The sequence below is a fragment of the Agrobacterium pusense genome (assembly GCF_900102105.1).
Lineage (GTDB): Bacteria > Pseudomonadota > Alphaproteobacteria > Rhizobiales > Rhizobiaceae > Agrobacterium > Agrobacterium pusense.
The window spans coordinates 774,279-797,454 of the sequence record NZ_FNBB01000002.1; the positions used below are offsets into that span (position 1 = coordinate 774,279).

Consider the following 23,176-nt stretch of genomic DNA (forward strand, 5'->3'; position numbering starts at 1 on the left):
GTTACAGAGTTTTGCTGGAATGATTTTAGATAACGCCTTCGGGCGAAGGACTGATATATGCGCGCTCTTCAACTCGTCGACGACCGGAAGCTCGAAAAAGTGGATCTGCCCGAACCGGATGCGCCGGCGCCGGGCGAGGTAACGCTGCGCGTCAAGGCCGTGGCGCTCAACCACATCGATGTTTGGGGCTGGCGCGGCATGGCTTTCGCCAAGCGCAAGATGCCGCTCACAATCGGTGCAGAAGCCTCGGGTGTGGTGGAAGCCATCGGTCCGGGCGTATCCAACGTGCTGCCCGGCCAGCTGGTCGCGATCTATGGCGCGCGCACCTGCGGGCTGTGCAAACCCTGCCGCGAAGGCCGCGACAATCTGTGCGAACATGTCCAGGGCGTGCACGGTTTCCATCTCGACGGTTTCGCGCAGGAAAAGATCAATATTCCTGCCCGCCAGCTCGTGCCGGCGCCGCATGGCGTCGACGCCGTCGGTGCTGCTCTTGCGCCGGTGACGTTTGGCACGGTTGAGCACATGCTGTTCGACAATGCCAAGCTGGAGTCCGGCGAAACCATCCTCATTCACGCCGGCGGTTCGGGCATCGGCACGGCGGCAATCCAGCTTGCGAAGAAGATGGGGTGCACCGTCATCACGACAGTCGGTTCCGATGATAAGATCGAACGGGCGAAGGCGCTCGGGGCCGATCATGTGATCAACTATCGCACAGACCGTTTCGAAGGCGTCGTGCGCAAGCTGACGAAAAAGAAGGGCGTCGACGTCGTGTTCGAGCATGTCGGCAAGGATACCTGGGCGGGTTCGATGTTCTCGCTGAAGCGCGGCGGTCGTCTCGTCACCTGCGGTTCCACATCCGGTGTTTCCACCGACATCAACCTGATGATGCTGTTCCAGCAGCAGCTGAAACTGCTCGGCTCCTTCGGCTGCCGTATGGAGAACATGGCCAACGCCATGCAGAAGATGGCACGTGGCATCGTGCGTCCGGTCATCGACACCGAAGTGACCTTTGACGATATCGACCGGGCGCTGGAGCGCATGGAGACGCGTCAGGTGTTCGGCAAGATCGTGCTGCGGATGGACTGAGCATCTTGAAGCTGTTCCTGACACGGATCGTCCTGAAACTGGACCACTTCCGGCAGTGGCTGATTGCGACATTCGCCTTCGGCCTTCTCAACCTGCTGAAGCTCTTTCCCGCCGATGCGGGCATTCGCGCCGCTGACAGACTGGCACGCTGGGTGGGGCCGAAAACCGGCCGCCACAAGCTGATGCTCTACAATCTGGCCCGCGCCTTTCCGGAGAAATCCGAAGAGGAACGGCTGGCAATCGCCATGGACAGCTGGGCTAATATGGGCCGGCTGGCGGCGGAATATGTCTTTCTCGACCGGCTGTTCGATTTCGATCCGGAAAAGAACGAGCCGGGACGCATCGAGGTCCAGGGCATCCCGACCTTCCTCGAGCTGCGCGACAATCCGCGGCCTTTCATCGTCTTTACCGCCCATAGCGGCAATTTCGAACTGCTGCCGGTTGCCGGCTCGGCTTTCGGTCTCGATGTGACGGTGCTGTTCCGGCCACCGAACAATCCCTTTGTGGCCGAGAAAGTGTTCAGTTTCCGCAAGGAGCGCATGGGCAATCTCGTGCCCTCGCATGCCGGCTCCTCCTTCGCGCTGGCGCGGCAGCTGGAAAAGGGCGGTGGTGTGGGTGTGCTCGTCGACCAGAAATTCGGCAAGGGACTGACGACGAAGTTCTTCGGACTTGAGGTTCGCACCAATCCGCTTCTCGCCAAGCTGGTGCGGCAGTTCAATTGCGATGTCTATCCTGCCCGTTGCGTGCGCCTGCCCGATAATCGCTACCGGCTGGAAATCGAACCGAAGGTTGAGATTCCGCGCGATGACAAGGGCAATGTAGACATTCAGGCGACGGCGCAGCTTCTGAACGACAAGGTGGAGAGCTGGGTGCGCGAATATCCCGGCCAATGGCTGTGGTATCACGACCGGTGGGACGTTAAGCACCAGATTTGAGGATGCTGGCTGGCTCGTGCTCTCAGAGCAATTTTCACAAAATTAGGCGCAGGAACTGTGCTTTTCGAAATTTTTCCATAGTAGTGGAACCTCATTTTTCGTTCATGGATTATCGAAATTGAAAAAATAGCAGCGGCTGTGATATTTTGAACAACAATCCCCGCCGTGTTTTCGTGCTTCGTTACGTCATTTTTAAGCGCGGAGACGCTATTATCAGGGATAATTGGTCTATCCTTTCGGATTAGGATCGGGATGTTTGCCCGTTCAGGGAGAGTTGGGTTGAAAGATTTGATTGAGCTGTTCTGGCTGCGTTATACGGAACTGCAATCTGCCGTTGGTAAAAACGAGGCCGACAAGATCGCAGTGCTGGAGCGTGAACTGGAGCAGCTTCTCGAGCGCGTCGTCGGACGCAAGACCGAAAGCTCCGAAGACATTCGCGAGCAGTTCCGTTTTGCTATCGATCTCCTCAACCACGAGGCGGAAGACCTTGGCTGCGTGCAGCGCAATTCCGAACTTCTGCGAACGCTCGTCGACCGTTACGTCGGCATGCCGCTCAAGGCGAAAGTGATCGGTGACGAAGATGCAGACAGCCTCGAATGGCACCACCGCCATCTGATCCTCGATGAAGATATGCTCAACGATCTCGATGAGCCTGTCGTCATCGTGTCCCCCGGTTACCGCGTGTCCTTTGCCAATGCGCTCGACGCCTTCCAGCGTAATGCGCCGGAAGGGCTCGTCGGCTGCCACATCGCCGAACTCGTCGGTGTCCACCGTTTCCAGAACGCACTCAGGGAAAAGCTCGATAATTGCTTCAAGGGCGATACGTCGAAATATACCTATGCGGAAGACCAGAACGGTCGCACAATCGTCAAGTCGCTCGAAATGTCGCCTTGTTATTCTTCCGCCTACAAGCTCGTGGGTGCCATGGTGGTCATCCGCGAAATTGCCGATCGCAGGCGCCGCGCTGCGGGTTGACCCAAGCTCCCCTCATATCCGAAGGACGGGCTGAACGCGCCCGATCGGTCCCTTATTTCGGGAAGACGGTTTCCCAGATCGTGGCGATGGACCAGGCGGACGAGGCGTCAATCAGAAGCTTCGTCGCCATTGCCAGACACGACAGAACCAGAAGCGGGCGGATGATCTTCGCGCCGTTTTTCATGGCGAAACGCGACCCGATCTGCGCCCCGATGAATTGGCCGAACCCCATTGCCAGTCCAAGCTTCCACAAAACCGCGCCGCCCATCGCGAAGACGACGAACCCGCCGAAATTGGAGCCCAGATTGAGAAGCTTGGTATGGGCTGTCGCCTTCAGCATGCCAAAACCGGCAAGTGCCACGAAGGCGAGCATGTAAAAGGAACCGGCGCCCGGACCGAAGACGCCGTCATAAAAGCCGATCAGCGGCGCGGCGGTAAATCCGAACACCAGCGGTGTGATGCGGCGATGGCTGTCTACATCGCTGAGCTGTGGCTTGAAGGCGAAATAGATCGCTATGGCGATCAGCAGGAAGGGCATGATGGTGCGCAGAAGATCGGCAGGCACGAAGGCGGCCGTCAGCGCCCCCAGCATTCCGCCGGCCATCGCCATCAACCCCATCGGCAATTGCTCTTTCAGATTGACATGGCCACGTCTTGCGTAAGCGAGAGTGGCGGAGGCCGAACCGAACTGTGCCTGCAGCTTGTTCGTGCCAAGCGTATCGAGTGGCGGTATTCCCATGATCATCATTGCCGGAATGGTGATGAGACCACCGCCGCCGGCAATGGAATCGATAAAGCCGGCGAAAATGGCGACGCAGAAGAGGACGAGGAAAACGTTGAGGGCGATGTCTTGCACTTGGCATGTCCGGGCAGGCGGAAGGAGAGGCCCCTTCTTTCACCGAAAACGCGGTCGCGCAATATTTTTCTGTATGGTCTGAGGGGCGCCGGGGGATTGCGGTGCTGCCGCTTATCGTTATGTTTCCGTGGCGCGTCGCCGGAACGACGGATGGCGCCTGACACATGTGGATGAGGACATTATGCATAAAGTGATATTCGATACGGACCCCGGTGTGGATGATGCCATGGCGCTTCTGTTCCTGCACCGCCACCCCGATATCGATCTGATCGGCGTCACCACCGTTTTCGGCAATGCGCCCATCGACATCACCACCCGCAATGCGCTTTTCCTCAAGCGGGAATGGCAGATGACCGCGCCGGTCGCGAAAGGGGCGGGCGTAACCTTCGATCCGGCCCGCAAGGAAGGCCACTGGCCGACCTTCATCCATGGTGAAAACGGCCTCGGTGACATCGATATCCCCGACACCATCGACCTGCCGCTAGACCCGCGGCCCGCGCATCGCTTCATCATCGAGACGGTCAAAGCCAATCCGGGTGAAGTGACGCTTATTGCCGTTGGCCGCATGACCAATCTGGCGCTGGCTTTGCGCGAAGAACCTGATTTCGCGGCGCTGGTGAAGGACGTCATCGTCATGGGCGGCGCCTTCGACATCAACGGCAATGTCTCGCCGGCGGCCGAGGCCAATATTCATGGCGATCCGGAAGCGGCCGATCTTGTCTTCACCGCGCCGTGGCGCGTGGTTGTTGTCGGTCTCGATGTCACGACAAAAACCGTGATGACCAGCGCCTTCATGGCTGAGATGGCAGAGGCGGGCGGCAAGCCGGTGCAGCTGCTTTCGGACCTGTCGCAATTCTACATCGATTTCTACAAGACCCGCACCGGTGACGGCATGGTGGTGCACGACAGCTGCGCCTGTGTTTATCTCGTCGCGCCGGAACTGTTTACCACCCGCAGCGGCCCGGTGCGCGTCGTCTGCGGCGGCCTTGCCGACGGCCAGACCATCCAGAAGCCGGACGGACGCGCCTTTCCGCCGGGCGACTGGGACGGGCATCCGAGCCAGCTGGTCTGCACGGATATCAAGCCGGAGCGCGTGCTTTCGGTCATCCGCGCGGCAATTGTGAAGGGCGAGCGCGGCTGAACGACAGGAATGGCCGTTCTTGAGCATGGCTTGCCTTGCATTTTCCCAGAATCTGGCGTTATGCAAGTTCCCTGATCATAGTGCGCGATCCGCCTTGCCGGAGGGCTTGAAAAGGCGGTGCCGGTAGGAAGGGCGGATCACCGCTAGGCGGCGTTGGCCCAAGAAAACCCTTGTGGGTTTTCCCGTACTTTGCGCTACAATGAATAACGCCTGCCGGGTCGGTTCGTGTCGGCGGCGTTTAACAACAAAAACGAACCTTCGTTATGGACCGTAAGAACCGGTCCATTCCCATGAGGAAAGAGATGGAAGAGTTTCACAAGGTCCGGCGTCTGCCGCAATACGTCTTCGAACAGGTCAACCGTTTGAAAGCGAGCGCGCGAGCGGCCGGGGCCGATATCATCGATCTCGGCATGGGCAATCCCGACCTTCCGACCCCGAAGGCCATCGTCGACAAACTTTGCGAGGTCGTTCAGGACCCGCGTACCCATCGTTATTCCTCGTCCAAGGGCATTCCCGGTCTTCGCCGCGCGCAGGCGGCCTATTATGCCCGCCGCTTCGGCGTTAAGCTGAACCCCGACACGCAGGTCGTCGCCACGCTCGGCTCCAAGGAAGGTTTCGCCAACATGGCGCAGGCCATCACCGCGCCGGGTGACGTGATCCTGTGTCCGAACCCGACCTATCCGATCCATGCCTTCGGCTTCCTGATGGCGGGCGGCGTTATCCGCTCGATGAATGTCGAGCCTGACGACAGCTTCTTCGGGCCGCTGGAGCGCGCCGTGCGCCACTCCATTCCGAAGCCGCTGGCGCTGATCGTCAATTATCCTTCGAACCCGACGGCGCATGTCGCGTCGCTCGATTTCTACAAGGACGTCATCGCCTTTGCGAAGAAGCACGAGATCATCGTGCTTTCCGACCTTGCCTATTCGGAAATCTATTTCGACGAAAGCAATCCGCCGCCCTCCGTTCTCGAGGTTCCCGGTGCGATCGACGTTGCGGTGGAATTCACTTCCATGTCGAAGACGTTTTCCATGCCCGGCTGGCGCATGGGCTTTGCCGTTGGCAACGAGCGGCTGATCGCGGCGCTGACCCGCGTGAAGTCCTATCTCGATTACGGCGCCTTCACACCCATCCAGGTTGCTGCGACCCATGCACTGAACGGTGACGGCTCGGACATTGCCGAAGTGCGCAATGTCTATCGCCGCCGTCGCGATGTCATGGTCGACACCTTCGGCAAGGCGGGCTTCGAAGTACCGCCGCCGGCAGCCACCATGTTCGCCTGGGCGAAGATCCCGGAAAAATTCCGCCATCTCGGCAGCCTGGAATTCTCCAAGCTTCTGGTCGAGAAGGCCGATATTGCCGTTGCTCCCGGCATCGGCTTCGGCGAGATGGGCGATGATTACGTCCGTCTCGCGCTCGTGGAAAACGAGCATCGAATTCGTCAGGCAGCGCGCAATCTGAAGCGTTTCCTGTCGACAGCAGACGAAACGATGCACAACGTCGTTTCGCTCAACGCCCACAGATAAGGGCAAACCCAGGGCGGCCGGGTCTCGGCCGCCACCATCACCAGCAATCAGGAACATACCCATGGCAGATTCATTGAGAATCGGCATAGCGGGGCTCGGCACTGTCGGCGCTTCGCTCGTGCGCATCCTCCAGCAGAGAAGCAACGAACTTGCGATTACCTGCGGACGCGCAATTGAGATTATTGCCGTAAGCGCGCGCGATCGTTCGCGTGACCGCGGCATTGATCTCACGGGTATTACCTGGTTCGACACGCCGGAACAGATGGCGAGCGAAGCTGACATCGATGTGTTTGTCGAACTGGTCGGCGGTGCTTCCGGACAGGCCGAAAATGCGGTGCGGGCAGCGCTGTCGCGCGGTCTCCATGTGGTGACAGCCAACAAGGCGCTGCTGGCCAAGCATGGTGTCGAACTGGCGACCATTGCCGAAGACAAGGGCGCGCTTCTGAACTTCGAGGCGGCGGTCGCTGGCGGCATTCCCGTCATCAAGGCCCTGCGTGAATCGCTGACCGGCAATCACGTGACGCGCATCTACGGCATCATGAACGGCACCTGCAACTACATCCTCACAAAGATGGAGAAAGAAGGCCTGTCCTTCCAGGCCTGTCTGAAGGAAGCGCAGCGGCTGGGATATGCAGAGGCTGATCCCGCCTTCGATATCGAAGGTAACGACACCGCGCACAAGCTTTCCATTTTGACCACGCTTGCCTTCGGCAACAAGATCGCTGCCGACGACATCTATCTCGAAGGCATCACCAATATTTCGATCGAGGACATCCAGGCGGCTGCCGATCTAGGTTATCGCATCAAGCTTCTCGGCGTGGCGCAGGTCACCGAATCCGGTATCGAGCAGCGCGTCCATCCCACCATGGTGCCGCTCGATTCCGTCATCGCGCAGGTCGATGGCGTCACCAACGCCGTGGCGATCGAATCCGACATTCTCGGTGAATTGCTGATGGTCGGACCCGGCGCCGGCGGCAACGCCACGGCATCCGCCGTGCTTGGCGATATCGCCGATATCGCCAAGAGCCGTCCCGGTGCACAGCGTGTGCCGGTGCTCGGCCGTCCGGCGAAATCGCTGACGGACTATCGCCGCGCCAAGATGAAGAGCCACGAGGGCGGTTACTTCATCCGCTTGACGGTGAAGGATCAGGCCGGTGTGTTCGCCTCCATCGCCAGCCGCATGGCTGACAATAACATTTCGCTGGAATCCATCGTGCAGCGCCAGCGCGTGCACGTGGAAGGCGCGCCGCAGACAATCATCCTTGTTACGCACGCGACAATGGAAGATGCGATCCGCAAGGCGGTAAAAGCGATCAAGAACGAGAAATATCTCGTCAGCGAGCCCCAGGTCATCCGCATCGAGCGGACCTGAAGCGCGACGCTACTGTCGTGAGATCAAAAACCGCGTTTCCATCCGGAAACGCGGTTTTTTGTTGCTTGGGGGACCGGCGCCTTCCTGCGGTCTGGTGGCCGCCAAATTTGAGGGGACGGTGCGTGAAGCGCTGGAAAGCAGGGCGATTCGGCCTTATGGTTAATCGTGTTCACCAAGCGAGGGAGGCGTGGCCGTGACATCGATCATCCTGTTCAAGGACAACAAGCGCCAGGGCGCTCCGGCGAGCCATCACAGGGCGCGGCCGCACAATGCCAATGACAATATTCGCAGCATGGAATTCGATATGGCCGAATATGAGCGTAACTGGTGTTCGCTCGCGGTATTTTCGCTGCTGCTGCTTGTCGCGGCCGTCTCGATTGTCAGCCCTTTTTTCTCGATTTTCTCGACGTGATTTCGTCAAGGCGCGTTTTTGCTTGAAAAACGCAGCATCGCCATTTAGCCCGTTCTAACCATTAGAGCGCCTGTTGGCGCGAATGACAGGACGAATGGACAGGATGGTAATGATGGAGCCGGCCGATACCGTGGCCCGCGCATTTTTAAGCGTGGAGCGGTCGGCAACAGAACAGCGGTGGGTGTCTCGGCTGGATCAGGCCGGGCAGAACCGTGCGCTGGCCATGTCCCAGGTCCACGGTATTCCGGAACTGATCGCCCGGGTGCTCGCCGGGCGCGGTGTAGGGGTGGACGATGCCCTGGCGTTCCTTGATCCCACCATTCGCTCCCTGATGCCCGACCCGCATGTGCTGACCGATTGCGAGAAGGCCGCCGAGCGGCTTGTGCGCGCCATTGAAGCGGGTGAGAAGGTGGCGATCTTCGGGGATTACGATGTCGACGGCGCTGCTTCCTCCGCGTTGATGTACCGGTTTCTTGCACATTTCGGGCTGACGCCCGAGATCTACATTCCCGACCGAATTTTCGAGGGTTACGGGCCTAACCCGGCGGCGATGCAGCAGCTGGCCGCCAATGGCGCGACGCTGATCGTGACGGTGGACTGCGGATCCACCAGCCATGAATCGCTCAAGGCGGCAAAAGAGGCACGAACGGACGTTGTGGTCATAGACCACCATCAGGTGGGTACGGAACTGCCGCCGGCGGTGGCGCTGGTCAATCCCAACCGGGAGGACGATCTGTCGGGGCAGGGGCATCTCTGTGCCGCTGGCGTGGTGTTCCTCGTGCTCGTCGCCACGCTTCGCGTTCTCAAGGACAGGCGGCACCGCCAGGCCTTCACGCTCGATCTGCTGTCATTGCTCGACATCGTTGCGCTTGCGACGGTCTGCGATGTGGTTCCCCTGAAAGGGCTGAACCGCGCCTATGTGGTGAAGGGCCTGATTGCCGCACGCCACATGAAAAATGCCGGCCTTGCCGCGCTGTTCAAGAAGGCGGGGCTGGGCGGGCCTGTGACACCCTATCATTTCGGTTTCCTGATCGGGCCCCGCATCAACGCCGGGGGGCGTATTGGCGACGCTGCGCTTGGCAGCCGATTGTTGACGATCGATGATTCCTCGCAGGCCGAGGTGATTGCCGAGCGGCTGGACGAGCTGAACCGCGAGCGACAGGCGATGGAAGCGGCGATGCTTGCGGAGGCCGAAGCGGAGGCCCTGTTCGAATATGGCGACGGCTCGGGTGCCGGTGTTATCGTCACCGCGCGTGAAAACTGGCACCCCGGCATTGTCGGCTTGTTGGCCTCGCGCCTGAAGGATCGCTTCCGCCGCCCGGCTTTTGCCATTGCCTTCGATCCCTCCGGCAAGGGCACCGGCTCCGGCCGTTCGATCGCCGGCTTCGACATGGGGCGGATGGTGCGCGCTGCCGTGGAGGCCGGCCTGCTGGTCAAGGGCGGCGGTCACGCCATGGCGGCAGGCCTCACGGTTGAGCGCGCCAATCTCGGCAAGCTCAGGACCTTTTTCGAAGAAGCCGCGGCAAAGACCGTAAACGAGCTGGTAGAGAGCAGCGTATTGAAGATTGATGGCGCCATCGGCGCTTCGGGGGCTACGTTGCAGCTTGTCGACCAGCTGGAACAGGCCGGTCCCTATGGTTCCGGTCATTCTCAGCCGATCTTTGCCGTTCCGGCGCATCGCCTGCGTGATGTGCGGCTGGTGGGCACATCCCACGTCAAGATCACGCTGGAGGCCATGGATGGCTCACGGCTGGACGGAATCGCGTTCCGCGCCGTCGAGGCGCCCCTGGGACAGATGCTCATGAATGCCCGCGGACGGAATATTCACGTCGCGGGTACTGTTGGCGCCGATCTCTGGCAGGGGCAAAGGCGGGTTCAACTGCGTGTTCTGGACGCCGCTTTCGCGCCCTGAAAGGGGCCACCAATCTATCTCGACTGTCACCGGCCAACGGTTGTCGCTGACCTCTGCACTACAACAGGATATCTTTACGCGATGCGTGAAGATTTTCGTTTATGCTGCTGATTTTAAGGAAGAAGCAAGTGGCACGCCCTAGGGGAGTCGAACCCCTCTTTTCAGAATGAAAATCTGACGTCCTAACCGATAGACGAAGGGCGCGTGCGCTTGTGGTGTGGCGCCCTTATAGTCAGGCTCCCGTTGCTCCGCAAGCGGAAAAACTGATTTTTTTCGCTTTGCGGCGAGTTTTTTTGGCAGGGCGGAACGGGCTGTGGAAAACCCGGTCGGACCGGCCCAAATCCTTGAATTACCGCTCCAATCTCGCGCGGCACGAGACGCGACGAAGCGGTGCAAGTGTGCAAAGCCCAGCATCGTGGCCGTTGAGCTGGCAACGCTCTGCCGAAGCCCGGGACTTCCTGATGATCTGGGAGAGGGGAAAGGCAAGCCGGGTGAATTGCGCGGCGGCATTTCGTCCGGCTTGCCTTCCATCGGGGGGACAGGCATCTAACGTGCCGACGGCAAATCGGTTCCGCAGCAATGATGAGATGCTGGAATTATTGCGATTTTATCGAATGATTTCGTAGTGTGGGAGGTAACCAGCAAAGCAAGTGGCACGCCCTAGGGGAGTCGAACCCCTCTTTTCAGAATGAAAATCTGACGTCCTAACCGATAGACGAAGGGCGCGTGCGCTTGTGGTGTGGCGCCCTTATAGTCAGGCTCCGGTTGCTCCGCAAGCGGAAAAACGCATGATTTGACAAAAAAATGACACGGGTGGCCAGAAGCCCTGAAAAACAAGGATTCTTGTTTCGTAACAAAAGGTTAAAGCGTGCTTGGTCCCGCGGTTTTGCGCTTCTAACGGAAGAGAATGATGTGGGGGAACGCGTTGGTGGGCAGTGATTCACTCAAGTGGCTCCGGGACGTGAGAAGCGCAGCGTCATGAAAAGCCAAAGATCACGCTAGATCTGGACCTGGGTTGTCGTCATAAAAAAACGGGGCCCAAGGGCCCCGTCCGATGATGCTTGGTCTCAATGCAGGATCTGGCTGAGGAACAGGCGGGTACGCTCGTGCTGCGGATTGTCGAAGAATTCGGCGGGCGAGTTCTGTTCGACGATCTGGCCCTGGTCCATGAAGATAACGCGGTTTGCGACCTGACGCGCAAAGCCCATTTCGTGGGTCACGCACAGCATGGTCATGCCGTCTTCTGCGAGGCTGACCATGGTATCAAGCACTTCCTTGACCATTTCCGGGTCGAGCGCCGAGGTCGGCTCATCGAAGAGCATGATCTTCGGCTTCATGCAGAGCGAGCGGGCAATCGCCACACGCTGCTGCTGACCGCCGGAAAGCTGGCCCGGATATTTATGCGCCTGCTCGGGAATCTTCACGCGCTTCAGATAGTGCATCGCCACTTCTTCGGCTTCCTTCTTGGGCATCTTGCGAACCCAGATCGGCGCCAGCGTGCAGTTTTCGAGGATCGTCAGATGCGGGAAGAGGTTGAAGTGCTGGAACACCATGCCAACTTCGCGGCGCACCTCGTCGATCTTCTTGAGGTCGTTGGTAAGCTCGATGCCATCAACGACGATGCTGCCCGACTGGTGCTCTTCCAGACGGTTGATGCAGCGGATCATGGTCGATTTGCCCGACCCGGAAGGACCGGCGATGACAATGCGCTCGCCCTTCATGACCTTCAGGTTGATATCACGCAGCACATGGAAATCGCCGTACCATTTGTTCATGCCGGTGATTTCGATTGCGACGTCCGTCGCCGAGACGGTCAGTTTTTTTGCCTGGGTTTCTGCCATTTTGAGCGTCCCTTATCGTTTATGCCCGGTGTCGAGGTGCCGTTCCATGAACAGCGAATATCGCGACATGCCGAAGCAGAATATCCAGAATACGAAGCCTGCGAAAATATAGCCAGTCATGGCGGTGACGGGCGTGGCCCAGTTCGCATCCGATTGGTTGAGTGTGACAATACCGAGCAGGTCGAACATGCCGATGATCGAGACCAGCGACGTGTCCTTGAAAAGCCCGATGAAGGTGTTGACGATGCCCGGAATGACGAGCTTCAGCGCCTGCGGCAGCACGATCAGCCTCGTCTTCTGCCAGTAATTCAGGCCGAGCGAGTCCGCACCTTCATATTGTCCCTTCGGAATGGCCTGCAGGCCGCCGCGGATCACTTCCGCCATATAGGCGGAGGAGAATAGCGACACGCCGACCAGCGCACGCAGGAACTTGTCGAAAGTCCAGCCGTCGGGCAGGAACAGCGGCAGCATGATGCTGGCGAAGAACAGGACGGTGATCAGCGGGATGCCTCTGATGACCTCGATGAAGAGGACACAGAGCATCTTGATGACCGGCAGGTTCGAGCGTCTGCCGAGAGCCAGAAGAATGCCGAAGGGCAGCGACACCGTTATCCCGAAGAAGGACAGGATGAGCGTGACCATCAGGCCGCCCCAGAGCTGCGTTTCCACCTTCGGCAGGCCGAAGACGCCGCCGATGAGCAGGAAGAACGCAATGAAGGGCAGGATGATGAAGAGCGCCAGCGCATTGAGACGCTTGAACGGCGCCTTCGGTATGAGCATCGGGACCAACAGGATCGCGAACGTCACCATCACGAGGATGGGACGCCAGCGCTCGTCAATGGGGTAACGGCCGAAGACGAATTGTCCGAGCTTGGCCGAGACAAAGGCCCAGCAGGCGCCGGACTGTCCGTCCGGAAGCGCGCCGCCCTGTGAAGCGGTGAGACACGCAATACGGTCGCTGCCGGTCCAAACCGCGTCGATAAACAGCCACTCGATGATCGGCGGCACGATATAGACGAGGAGGGCAATAGCAAGGACGGTGAGCACCGTATCCTTGGGCGTGGCGAAGAGCTTGGTGCGCAGCCAGTGGGTTACGCCCACCGCGCTCGATGGCGCGGGGCGGGCTTCCTCAATGGTCTGGCGCACGAAGGCGTGGTTGCTGATCGTCATCGTCATCTCTCCACCAGAGCCATTTTCGCGTTGAACCAGTTCATGACCACGGCCGTGAGCAGGGACAGCGAGAGGTAGATGACCAGCCAGATGGCAACGACTTCAACCGCCTGACCCGTCTGGTTCAGGATCGTACCGCCAACGGAGACGATATCGGCAAAGCCGACGGCGACCGCAAGCGACGAGTTCTTTGTGAGGTTGAGGAACTGACTTGTCAGCGGCGGAATGATGATGCGCATGGCCTGCGGCACGACGATGAGACGTGTCGTGGTGCTGGAGCGAAGCCCAAGCGCGTCGGCAGCTTCCGTCTGCCCCTTCGCCACGGCCTTGATGCCGCCGCGAACGATCTCGGCGATGAAGGAGGCAGTGTAGAAGGACAGCGCCAGGAACAGCGACATGAATTCAGGCGCGACGACGGCGCCGCCCGAAAGGTTGAAGCGTCCGGCGATGGGGTAATCGAATGTCAGCGGCGCGCCGATTGCGAGGAACGTGGCGAGCGGCAATCCGATGACGAGCAGCGTTATCGTTATTCCGGTGCGGAATTGCTGTCCGGTTTTTTCCTGTCTGGCTTTCGCCCAGCGGTAAACAAGCACGCTGACGACGACGGCGACAAGAAAGGCCAGCGGCACGAGCCAGATTCCGTCCCCCCAGAGCGGTTTCGGAAAGAAGAAGCCACGATTGTTGAGGTAGGTGCCGAGCGGCAGCTCGAGCGATTCGCGTGCCTGCGGCAGGACCGAGATGACGCCCTTGTACCAGAAGAAGATCACGAGCAGCGGCGGGATGTTGCGGAAGATTTCCACATAGGCCTGCGCGAGCTTAGAGATCAGCCAGTTGTTGGACAACCGGGCGATACCGACGATGAAGCCGATGATCGAGGCGGCGATGATGCCAAAAAACGCAACCTGGATCGTGTTGAGAATGCCGACGAGCAGCGCCCGGCCATAGGTCGCGTCGCTGGTATAAGCGATCAGCGACTGGCCGATGTCGAAGCCGGCGCGTCCGTTGAGGAACCCGAAGCCGGATGAAATGTTTGAACGTTGAAGATTGGTGATCGTATTCGTCACGATGACCCAGACGAAGGCGGCCAGGATGACGACCGTCAGGACCTGGTAAAAAATGCCGCGTATGCGTGGATCGTAGATAAGTGACGACGCGCTTTGCGCGCGCGATCGTTGCGAACTGACCGCGTTGCCTGCCATAGGCACCTTTCCCTTTTATATGCTCTTTGCGAGCTTATTTATATAATTTGAAGCGGAGGCCGGGTGTTGCCCAGCCTCCTTATGATCTAGCCGATGATGGGGCCGATCAACGGACCGGCGGTGCGTATTGCAGGCCGCCCTTGGTCCAGAGCGCGTTCTGGCCGCGCTCGATCTTCAGAGGCGAGCCGGCGCCGACGTTGCGGTCGAAGACTTCGCCGTAGTTGCCCACCAGCTTGATGATGTTGTAGGCCCAGTCATTGGTCACGCCGAGATCGGTACCGATCTTGGTGCCTTCTTCCGTGCCGAGCAGGCGCTTCACGTCCGGATTTGCGCTGTTCTTCTGCTCGTCGACGTTCTTGGAGGTGATGCCAAGTTCTTCGGCATTGACCATGGCGTAGTGAACCCAGCTGACGATGTCGAACCACTGGTCGTCACCCTGGCGAACGGCCGGACCAAGCGGCTCCTTGGAGATGACTTCAGGCAGAACGATGTTTTCTTCCGGGTTCTTCAGCTTCAGGCGGATCGCGTAAAGGCCCGACTGGTCAGTGGTGTAGACGTCGCAACGGCCGGCATCATAAGCAGAGGTCGCGTCGGCTTCCTTTTCGAAAACCACCGGGTTGTACTGCAGATTGTTGGTCTTGAAGTAGTCGGCGAGGTTGAGCTCCGTGGTCGTGCCGGTCTGTACGCAGACGGCGGCGCCGGAAAGCTCGAGAGCGGACTTCACGTTGAGGCTCTTCTTGGCGATGAAGCCCTGGCCATCGTAGTAGTTGACGGTACGGAAGTTGAAGCCCAGCGACGTGTCGCGGCTGATCGTCCAGGTGGTGTTACGGGTCAGAACGTCGACTTCACCGGACTGGAGAGCCGGGAATCGGTCCTTGCTCGAAAGTGCGACGAACTTGGCCTTCGAAGGATCGCCGAAAACCGCTGTGGCAATACCACGGCAATAGTCCACGTCGATACCGGACCACTCGCCCTTGTCATCGGGATTGGAGAATCCCGGAATGCCGGCGCTGACGCCGCAGGTGACGAAACCCTTGCCCTTTACATCCTGAAGCGTCGCAGCCGAAGCGACCGAGGCTCCTCCCAAAACTGCTGCGCCGATGGCGGCCGACAGAATTGCCTTTTTCATTTTTCCCAACCTTTGTTTGTTATCGTCACTTGGAAGAGGACCGGCATGTTTGTTCTGCCCCAGCTCCCCCTTCAGCGAGATCTTTTCGATCCGCTTTTTCTATCACAATCGCAATTGGCAGCGGGGTCAAGACGTGCGGGCAATAATTGTGCCTATAAAACGGAATTTTCCAAAATTTGGTCGTGAAGTGTGCAAAGGGTGAAAATATAAGCATATTTTTGCGGAAATTTGCACTTGCACAGTATTTGTATACTTGTTGTATTCTGGCTGGCGATGGATCAATCCCGGCGGTTGTTGCGTCCGGGCGGGACTTGACCTTGCGGTTCGCTCTCAGCATTGTCGCACGCGTCAATGTTCCTTCGAAAGCTGATCTGAAATGACCAAGACAAATGACCTGCTTTCCGCCGCAGGTGTGAATACGCGCCTCACCCATGGCGGCAATGATCCCGCGGACTGTTTCGGTTTCGTCAATCCGCCAATCGTGCGTGGCTCGACGGTGCTTTTTCCCGACGCGGAGACGCTTTCGACCGAAAACCAGAAATATACCTATGGCACCCACGGCACGCCGACGACCGATGCGCTCTGCAATCTTGTCAATGAGCTGGAAGGGTCTGCCGGAACCATTCTCGTGCCTTCGGGCCTTGCGGCCATCACGGTCCCGTTCCTTGCCTATCTCGGCGCTGGCGACCACGCGCTGATCGTCGATTCCGTTTATTTTCCGACACGTCGCTTCTGCAATACGATGCTGAAGAAGCTGGGTGTCGAAGTGGAATATTACGATCCGGCCATCGGGGAGGGCATAGAGGCTCTCATCCGGCCGAACACGAAGCTGGTGCATCTGGAAGCGCCGGGTTCCAACACCTTCGAAATTCAGGATGTCAGGCTGATCACCGATATCGCTCATCGGCATGATTGTGTTGTGACGATGGACAATACCTGGGCGACGCCGCTTTATTTCAAACCTTTGGATTTTGGCGTCGATGTTTCCATCCACGCTGCCACCAAATATCCCTCGGGCCATTCGGATGTGCTGATGGGCTTCGTCTCGGCCAATGAAAAGCACTGGAAGGCGCTTTATCAGGCCAATACCAATCTCGGAATCTGCGTCACTTCGGACGATGCCTATCAGATCCTGCGCGGCATGCGCACGATGGGAATCAGGCTGGCGCACCATCAGAAAAGCGCGCTCGACATCGCCACATGGCTGGAGAGCCGGGACGACGTCGTGCGCGTGCTGCATCCGGCGCTGCCGAGCTTTGCAGGGCACGATCTCTGGAAGCGCGATTTCAAGGGTGCAAGCGGCGTCTTCTCCTTCGTACTGAAGGCGGAAGAAGGCAGATACAAGCAGACGGCGGCCGCGTTCCTGAATGCGCTGACCCTTTTCGGGCTCGGTTACTCCTGGGGCGGCTACGAATCGCTTGCCGTTTCGGTCTCGCTTGTCGACAGGACCATCGCCAAGGGTCCCTCGGAGGGACCGGTCATCCGCCTGCAGATCGGGCTTGAGGATGTCGCCGATCTCAAGAAGGACCTCGAGGCCGGCTTTGCAGCCGCGGCCGCGGTTTGATCTCAGCCCTTGGCGCGATAGCCGTAGAGCCAGTCGAAGTCCTTCACGAAGGCGTCGGTGGGACGCGTGGAAAACACGAAGTCCCGCGCGATACGCACCGGGCCTGTGGCGTGATAGGCAAAACGATTGAGAGAGGCCCGCTTGCGGGCCTTTTCTATGCGCGGCAGGCGCAGCGCCTCGAAGGCGGCAAGAGCCTGCGGCGCGGGCAGGGTGGCTGCAGCATCGCTGCCCACCATGGTTCCCGCGAGTTCAAACGCATCTTCGATCGCCATGGCTGCCCCCTGGGCGGCGAACGGCATCATGGCATGCGCTGCGTCGCCGATCAGCACCGTGTCCCGGCCATTGTGCCAGCGGCCGGGGCCGGCCTGATAAAGCGGCCAGAAGGTCGGGTTTTCGGACGAATCGAGCAACCGGACGATGTCAGGGCTGAAGCCGCGAAACTGTTCAAGAAGCAGGGCTTTCTGCCGCCCGCTCGATTCCGCCCGCCACGTCGCGCCGGGATCGGCGCCCAGCGCGATGGCGACGATGTTGAAACCGCCGACTTCTTTCAGCGGATAGGCGACGATATGGCCACCCGAGCCGAGATAGGCCGTGACGGCGCTTTTGTTGATGGCCGACGGCACGGCATTGGCGGCAACGGTGAAGCGCCAGGCGACATTGCCGGAGAAGGTGGCGGTGGGAGCGGCAGGAACGGCAAAGCGGGCCGCCGACCAGACACCGTCCGCGCCGACAATCAGATCATGGTCGCGGAATGTGGTTGCGGCAATCACATCGGCCGTCGCGTTTTCGATGCGTTTGCCGAGATGCAACCGGCATAGCGGATTGTCTGTCACCGTCTGGAGAAGTGCGCTTTGCAGGGTGGAGCGGTGCAGCACGCCATAGGGTGCGCCCCAGCGTGTACGCGCCACCGCGCCCACAGGCAGGGAGAGCAGCGTTGCGAGCGATTTTCCGGAGGCGAGTTCGACACTGACGGGCTCGGTCCAGCGCGCCTCGATGGCAGGCAGCACGCCAAGCGTGGCGAGAATGCGGGCGGCATTGGGCGAAATCTGCAGGCCGGCGCCTACTTCCGTCAGTTCGCCGGCCTGTTCGATGATGTCGCAGTCTATACCGTGCCGGGCAAAAGAAAGGGCAGCGGTGAGACCGGCAATGCCGGCACCGATAATGGCTACGGATTTTATGGGCATGATGCGCCCCGATCAGGAAAAGTGGAGGTCAGGCAGCCTTCACGTGGAAAACGCAGCCCGGAGGATTGGTCTGCTCGGCCTTCAGCGACGGATTGTAGCGATAAAGGGTGGAGCAGTAGGAACAGACCTTCTCATTGTCGTCGCCCATATCGATGAAGATATGCGGATGATCGTAAGGAACGGAAGCGCCGGTGCACATGAATTCCTTGACGCCGATCTCGATCATGCGGTGTCCGCCATCGTTCTGGAAGTGGGGAATGGTATGCCCGGCCATGTTCGTCTCCAAATGCAATATCGTTGTAGAGCCGCAATCCGTCTTCGCATGCCGGCTCGTCGTTGCGGATATGTAGCCTCAAACGCATTGCATCTCCATAAAAATCGTCAGCAAAACATGTTCAACATTGCTAATTCCTGCCATATGGTCCGGCAAAAAGGATGTCCTTGATGAATCTCAACACGCCGCAGTTTTCCGATTTTTTCCATGACGGCCTTCGCCTCGCTTATTTTGACGAAGGCGATCCGGCGGGAGACCCGGTTTTGCTGATCCATGGCTTTGCATCCAGCGCCAACGTCAACTGGGTCCATCCTGGCTGGCTGAAGACGCTGGGAGATGCCGGCTACCGGGTGATCGCCATCGATAATCGCGGCCATGGCGCAAGCGACAAGCCGCATGATACGGAGGCCTATTATCCGTCCGTCATGGCCGAAGATGCGGTGGCGCTGCTCAACCATCTCGGCATCGCAGAGACGCATGTGATGGGTTACTCCATGGGTGCGCGCATTTCCGCCTTCCTGGCCATGGCGCATCCCGAGCGCGTGCGTTCTCTGGTCTTCGGCGGGCTCGGTATCGGCATGGTCGAAGGTGTGGGCGACTGGGACCCGATCGCAGAGGCGCTTCTCGCGCCTTCGCTCGATGTCGTGACCCATGAGCGCGGCCGCATGTTCCGAGCCTTTGCCGATCAGACGAAAAGCGACCGCCTGGCGCTTGCCGCCTGCATCGAGACATCGCGGGTTCTCGTCACACGCGACCAGGCGGCAAAGATAGATGCGCCGACGCTGATCGCGGTCGGAACGAAGGACGATATTGCCGGCTCCGGTGAAGAGCTCGCTGCCATCATGCCGCACGCGCGGGCGATCGACATTCCCGGCCGCGACCACATGCTGGCCGTCGGCGACCGCGTGTTCAAGGCGGCGGTGCTGGATTTCTACCGTTCGTTCTGAGTTGACGCATTTTCGAGGAAAAACGGTGCAGGCTTTCCGCGCAGAAGCGCGGCAAAGCGCAGTTCGGCAAGAAACGGTTTTTCAAGCTGCATGAAGAAAAACTGAAGCCGTGCCGCCTTTAAAGTCGTCATTCGAATCCCATTTCTAATGCACGTCTTTTTCTGTATAAAGAACGACCACTGCAAACGAGGAGACCGTTCATGGTCGCACGTACCGAGGCCCGTCAGCCTGAACAGCTGGCGATCGTCGACCCGATCTGGGGCAGCCTGCTGCATGAAGCGCGCAGCGCCGCCGCACAGGATCCGCTGCTTTCAGCCTTTCTTTATTCGACGATCCTCAACCACCGGTCTCTCGAAGAATGTGTGATCTACCGTATCTGCGAACTTCTCGACCATCCGGACATACAGGCCGTGCTGTTGCGTCAGACCTTCCAGGACATGCTGGATGACTGGCCGGAATGGGGAAGCGTTCTCCGCGTCGACATCCAGGCCGTTTACGATCGCGATCCGGCCTGCACGCGCTTTATGGAACCGCTGCTTTATTTCAAGGGTTTCCAGGCCATCCAGACCCATAGGCTTGCCCACTGGCTGCTGCAGAAAGGCCGCAAGGATTTCGCGCTTTATCTGCAGAGCCGGTCTTCGAGCATTTTCCAGACCGATATCAACCCCGCAGCACGCATCGGCAAGGGCATCTTCCTCGACCACGCCACCGGGCTGGTGGTTGGCGAGACGGCAGTCATCGGCGATAACGTCTCCATCCTGCATGGCGTCACCCTCGGCGGCACCGGCAAGGAAGGGGCGGACCGTCACCCGAAGATCGCCAACGGTGTGATGATCGGCGCGGGGGCGAAAATCCTCGGCAATATCGAAATCGGCAGCTGCTCGCGCATCGCCGCAGGATCTGTAGTGCTGAAGCCGGTTCCGCCGAAGACCACGGTTGCCGGCGTGCCGGCGCGGGTGGTGGGAGAAGCAGGGTGTTCTGAACCCTCGCGCCTGATGGACCAGCTCATCGGAGCCGATATCTGAGCGGCACTGTCGCGTTGACAGGTGGCCGGGTTTTTGCCGTCGTCCGTGTGGAAGACACGGATGACCTGCCGCTTTCACTTTACTTTGGCCTTTGTCCCATGCCAAAAGCGGGCCAACGCGAACCGCACAGGAGAATAGTGGTGAAAGCCGACGAAATCAAAAAACTCGACGCCTACTTCAAGCGTACCTTCAACCCGACGATGGTGGTCAAGGCGCGTCCGCGCAAGGACGATTCCGCCGAAGTGTATCTTGGCGAAGAGTTTCTCGGCGTCGTTTACATCGATGACGAAGACGGCGACCGTTCCTACAATTTCTCGATGGCGATCCTCGACGTCGACCTGTGATCGTCACCGTTCGGTGACCCAAGGGGCCTCCATTCATCGCCCGCGGTGGTTCACGCCGCGGGCGATTTGTTTTTCCGTTGCACGATCCGCATCGTCAGGCGACTTTCCGGCCGCAATGTTACCCGCATCAGCGGTGCCGCAGTTGCCGTTGACCTGTTTTCCAGATGAAGGCCTTGCAGAAGAACGGCCAGAATCGCGACGGCTTCCATCATCGCAAAAGCATTGCCGATGCAGATGCGGGGCCCCGCCCCGAATGGCATATAGGCATAGCGGTGGCGCGCCTTCGCCTTTTCCGGTTCGAAGCGCGACGGATCGAAGCGCTCGGGCTCGTCCCACAAGGCGGAGTGGCGGTGCACGGCATAGATGGGCACGTAAAGAACGGTGCCCGCCGGAATATCATGCCCGCCGAGCCTGAAGTCTTCAAGCGCCGTGCGTGTAATGACCGGAGCTGGCGGGTAAAGCCGCATCGCTTCCGAGAACACCTGTCGGGTATAGGTCAGGCCGGCGATATGTTCCGCCGCGACCGGTTCACCGGCGGTGACGGCGTCGATTTCCTCGAGGATTTTTCTCTCCGTCTCCCGGTTCTTCGACAGAAGGTGAAACGTCCATGCGAGACCGAGCGCCGTCGTTTCGTGGCCGGCGGTGATGAATGTCAGGAGATTGTCGACGATTTCCGTGTCGGTCATCATGCGTCCGGTTTCAGGATCCCTGGCCTCCAGCAGCATCGAGACGAGGTCGTTCCTTTCGGATGCATTTTTCCGCCGTCCGGCAATCACCTTCGCAAGGCTTTCGCGCAGATAACCGACGGCGATCCGGGCCTTGCGCCGGCCGGGATGAGGTAGCCATTCCGGCGCCCCCAGCATGGTGAGCGCGAAGGTCCAGCCTGTCGGTTTCAGATAATCGGTAATACTCTGTTCGACCCGCGCAACATCAATTCCGTATCCACCGGACATCATCGTTTCGACGATGATGTCGAACGTGGTTCGCATCATTTCGTGGCCCACGTCGATGTCACCAATGGAAGGAGAGCGCCAGCGCGCTTCCGTGCGTCGTGCCGTCTCGATCATGACCGGAAGCAGATCCAACAGCTTTTCGTGGCGGAAAGCGCCTGCGACGGATTGCCGTTGCCATTTCCAATGGTCTCCGTCGGCGGTCAGAAGTCCCTGACCGAGGGCCGGGCCGAGGACGCGCCGCACATCTTCACCCTTGCCAAGCAGATGGGCGTTCTTGACCAGAGCCTCGTGGATCAAAACCGGGTCGGCGAGATGCACGCGCATCGTATCGCCAAGGCGAGTGAAAACCGCAGGTTCATGAAAGATTTCCGGCGGCAACGCCTTCAACGGATTGCGGATAATGGAGAGAGCGAGACGCGCGGTGGCGAGCTTCGATACGGTTTGTGTCCCGATCGCCTCGGGCGAGGGGCTGCGAAGGCCGGTGTCGGTCATCTGCGGGTCCTTTATGCGCGTTGAACTATGGCAACATGCTGTTAAGGTGTTTACCTTATACCGGTAATTTAAGGTGTGTGCCTTAATTTTCAATGGTGGGGTGAAATTTCTATGATGAACGGCGCGAAACGGCCGGGGCGATCCCTGACACGTGAAAAAATTCTAGATGTTACGCTCGGTCTCTTCAACGAACGTGGCCCGGACCGTGTGACAACGGCCGAAATCGCCGGCGATGTGAAAATAAACGAGGGCAATCTCTATTATCATTTCCGCACCAAGGAATCGCTGGTCCTTGCCCTGTTCGCCCGCTTCGAAAACGATGCGCTGGCGCTCGTCGCGACTGTTGACGGAGCGGACGAGGCGGCTGCGGCGACTTATGCCGGCTTTCTGCGGCAGTGGTTCTCTCTCGTCTGGAACTACCGCTTCCTTTTTCGCGATCTTGTCGGTCTGGTGGCGTTGGCACCGGGGCTGGTGGAGCCCGTCCGAACCATAAGCGCCGCCATGCGTCTGGCGGTCGGCCACATCGTCACGCGGATGCAGAATGCGGAGCTGGTGGACATTCCCGAACCGGAGCGCGAGGCGGTTTTGACGAATTTGTGGATCGTCTCGACCTATTGGGCGTCCTATCTTAATCTGCAGGAAGGTGTCAGCGAATTCGGGTCGCAGCAACTGGAGTGGGGGCTGCGGCAGGTATCCAGTCTGTTCAGGCCTTATCTTTCTTCCGAGGCAATGGCCGAGCTGGAGGCACTGGGAGAAGGCGAGAAATAATGTCCCCGACAGGGGATATTTGCGCCAATGGAAAACCGCCCGTTTATAGCGGGCGGTTTCATTACACCGGTTTT

Annotated in this window: 22 protein-coding genes and 2 tRNA genes; 13 read left to right on the forward strand and 11 right to left on the reverse strand. The window is 59.3% G+C overall.

Translation table 11 applies throughout. The annotated features are described in order from the left end of the window. The first annotated feature begins 57 nt into the window (after window positions 1-57). From BLU28_RS08610 to BLU28_RS08620, 3 genes are all read left to right on the forward strand, one after another. Complete coding sequence (locus BLU28_RS08610) at window positions 58-1,086, forward strand: zinc-binding dehydrogenase (RefSeq protein WP_077986270.1); 1,029 nt, start codon at window positions 58-60, stop codon at window positions 1,084-1,086. Window positions 1,087-1,091: 5 nt separating this feature from the next. After that, window positions 1,092-2,021, forward strand: a complete 930-nt coding sequence (locus BLU28_RS08615; RefSeq protein ID WP_045533594.1) for a lipid A biosynthesis lauroyl acyltransferase — start codon at window positions 1,092-1,094, stop codon at window positions 2,019-2,021. 279 nt (window positions 2,022-2,300) lie between these two features. Then, on the forward strand, window positions 2,301-2,996 hold the full coding sequence (locus BLU28_RS08620) for a nitrogen regulation protein NR(II) (RefSeq protein ID WP_006697409.1): 696 nt from the start codon (window positions 2,301-2,303) through the stop codon (window positions 2,994-2,996). Window positions 2,997-3,048: 52 nt separating this feature from the next. Here BLU28_RS08620 and BLU28_RS08625 read toward each other — a convergent pair whose 3' ends face one another. Next, window positions 3,049-3,852: a TSUP family transporter gene (locus tag BLU28_RS08625; protein ID WP_004441947.1), complete on the reverse strand. Its 804-nt coding sequence runs from the start codon at window positions 3,850-3,852 to the stop codon at window positions 3,049-3,051. 181 nt (window positions 3,853-4,033) lie between these two features. Between BLU28_RS08625 and BLU28_RS08630 the strand changes: the two genes are divergently transcribed. The 5 genes from BLU28_RS08630 to recJ all read left to right on the forward strand — a co-directional run bounded on the left by BLU28_RS08630 (window position 4,034) and on the right by recJ (window position 10,212). Then, entirely contained in the window at window positions 4,034-4,993 is a 960-nt protein-coding gene (locus BLU28_RS08630; protein WP_077986268.1) for a nucleoside hydrolase, read from the forward strand. 302 nt (window positions 4,994-5,295) lie between these two features. Then, a complete protein-coding gene (locus BLU28_RS08635) occupies window positions 5,296-6,516 on the forward strand; it encodes an LL-diaminopimelate aminotransferase (protein ID WP_004441943.1) in 1,221 nt (406 codons plus the stop codon). A gap of 61 nt (window positions 6,517-6,577) precedes the next feature. After that, window positions 6,578-7,888, forward strand: coding sequence for a homoserine dehydrogenase (locus BLU28_RS08640; RefSeq protein ID WP_077986267.1), 1,311 nt, complete (start codon window positions 6,578-6,580; stop codon window positions 7,886-7,888). Window positions 7,889-8,075: 187 nt separating this feature from the next. Next, window positions 8,076-8,300: a hypothetical protein gene (locus BLU28_RS08645; protein WP_022556200.1), complete on the forward strand. Its 225-nt coding sequence runs from the start codon at window positions 8,076-8,078 to the stop codon at window positions 8,298-8,300. Window positions 8,301-8,403: 103 nt separating this feature from the next. Next, entirely contained in the window at window positions 8,404-10,212 is a 1,809-nt protein-coding gene (gene recJ, locus BLU28_RS08650; RefSeq protein WP_077986266.1) for a single-stranded-DNA-specific exonuclease RecJ, read from the forward strand. A gap of 129 nt (window positions 10,213-10,341) precedes the next feature. On the opposite strand, the gene BLU28_RS08655 is transcribed toward recJ, so the two are convergent. From BLU28_RS08655 to BLU28_RS08680, 6 genes are all read right to left on the reverse strand, one after another. After that, a tRNA-Glu gene (locus tag BLU28_RS08655) sits at window positions 10,342-10,416 on the reverse strand. A 447-nt stretch (window positions 10,417-10,863) separates the two neighbouring features. Continuing rightward, window positions 10,864-10,938: transfer RNA gene (locus BLU28_RS08660), tRNA-Glu, on the reverse strand. Between the two features lie 341 nt (window positions 10,939-11,279). Continuing rightward, window positions 11,280-12,053, reverse strand: a complete 774-nt coding sequence (locus BLU28_RS08665) for an amino acid ABC transporter ATP-binding protein (protein WP_004441935.1) — start codon at window positions 12,051-12,053, stop codon at window positions 11,280-11,282. A gap of 12 nt (window positions 12,054-12,065) precedes the next feature. After that, window positions 12,066-13,223: an amino acid ABC transporter permease gene (locus tag BLU28_RS08670; protein ID WP_004441933.1), complete on the reverse strand. Its 1,158-nt coding sequence runs from the start codon at window positions 13,221-13,223 to the stop codon at window positions 12,066-12,068. Window positions 13,224-13,225: 2 nt separating this feature from the next. Continuing rightward, window positions 13,226-14,422: an amino acid ABC transporter permease gene (locus BLU28_RS08675; RefSeq protein WP_004441931.1), complete on the reverse strand. Its 1,197-nt coding sequence runs from the start codon at window positions 14,420-14,422 to the stop codon at window positions 13,226-13,228. A gap of 106 nt (window positions 14,423-14,528) precedes the next feature. After that, the gene (locus tag BLU28_RS08680) at window positions 14,529-15,551 is read right to left on the reverse strand and encodes an amino acid ABC transporter substrate-binding protein (protein WP_004441929.1); all 1,023 of its coding nucleotides are present in this window, start codon (window positions 15,549-15,551) and stop codon (window positions 14,529-14,531) included. A 376-nt stretch (window positions 15,552-15,927) separates the two neighbouring features. Here BLU28_RS08680 and BLU28_RS08685 point away from each other — a divergent pair, with 376 nt between their 5' ends. Then, complete coding sequence (locus BLU28_RS08685) at window positions 15,928-17,115, forward strand: cystathionine beta-lyase (protein WP_077986265.1); 1,188 nt, start codon at window positions 15,928-15,930, stop codon at window positions 17,113-17,115. 2 nt (window positions 17,116-17,117) lie between these two features. Here BLU28_RS08685 and BLU28_RS08690 read toward each other — a convergent pair whose 3' ends face one another. Together BLU28_RS08690 and BLU28_RS08695 are read right to left on the reverse strand one after the other, a co-directional pair. Then, window positions 17,118-18,299, reverse strand: a complete 1,182-nt coding sequence (locus tag BLU28_RS08690) for an FAD-dependent monooxygenase (protein ID WP_072494394.1) — start codon at window positions 18,297-18,299, stop codon at window positions 17,118-17,120. Window positions 18,300-18,327: 28 nt separating this feature from the next. Continuing rightward, window positions 18,328-18,573 carry a zinc-finger domain-containing protein gene (locus BLU28_RS08695; protein WP_004441925.1) on the reverse strand — a complete coding sequence of 82 codons (246 nt, stop codon included), beginning with the start codon at window positions 18,571-18,573 and terminating at the stop codon, window positions 18,328-18,330. 170 nt (window positions 18,574-18,743) lie between these two features. On the opposite strand from BLU28_RS08695, the gene BLU28_RS08700 reads away from it, so the two are divergent. Beyond that, window positions 18,744-19,520 (forward strand): alpha/beta fold hydrolase, encoded by a 777-nt coding sequence (locus tag BLU28_RS08700; protein WP_004441923.1) that lies wholly within the window; start codon window positions 18,744-18,746, stop codon window positions 19,518-19,520. On the opposite strand, the gene BLU28_RS26290 is transcribed toward BLU28_RS08700, so the two are convergent. Further along, entirely contained in the window at window positions 19,505-19,651 is a 147-nt protein-coding gene (locus tag BLU28_RS26290) for a hypothetical protein (protein WP_004441921.1), read from the reverse strand. The genes BLU28_RS08700 and BLU28_RS26290 overlap by 16 nt on opposite strands. A gap of 69 nt (window positions 19,652-19,720) precedes the next feature. Between BLU28_RS26290 and cysE the strand changes: the two genes are divergently transcribed. Together cysE and BLU28_RS08710 are read left to right on the forward strand one after the other, a co-directional pair. After that, complete coding sequence (gene cysE / locus BLU28_RS08705; RefSeq protein WP_004441918.1) at window positions 19,721-20,545, forward strand: serine O-acetyltransferase; 825 nt, start codon at window positions 19,721-19,723, stop codon at window positions 20,543-20,545. 140 nt (window positions 20,546-20,685) lie between these two features. Further along, complete coding sequence (locus BLU28_RS08710; protein ID WP_003524869.1) at window positions 20,686-20,889, forward strand: DUF3126 family protein; 204 nt, start codon at window positions 20,686-20,688, stop codon at window positions 20,887-20,889. Between the two features lie 50 nt (window positions 20,890-20,939). On the opposite strand, the gene BLU28_RS08715 is transcribed toward BLU28_RS08710, so the two are convergent. After that, window positions 20,940-22,334: a cytochrome P450 gene (locus BLU28_RS08715; protein ID WP_077986264.1), complete on the reverse strand. Its 1,395-nt coding sequence runs from the start codon at window positions 22,332-22,334 to the stop codon at window positions 20,940-20,942. Window positions 22,335-22,445: 111 nt separating this feature from the next. On the opposite strand from BLU28_RS08715, the gene BLU28_RS08720 reads away from it, so the two are divergent. Next, window positions 22,446-23,102: a TetR/AcrR family transcriptional regulator gene (locus BLU28_RS08720; protein WP_022556193.1), complete on the forward strand. Its 657-nt coding sequence runs from the start codon at window positions 22,446-22,448 to the stop codon at window positions 23,100-23,102. The last annotated feature ends 74 nt before the right edge of the window (window positions 23,103-23,176 follow it).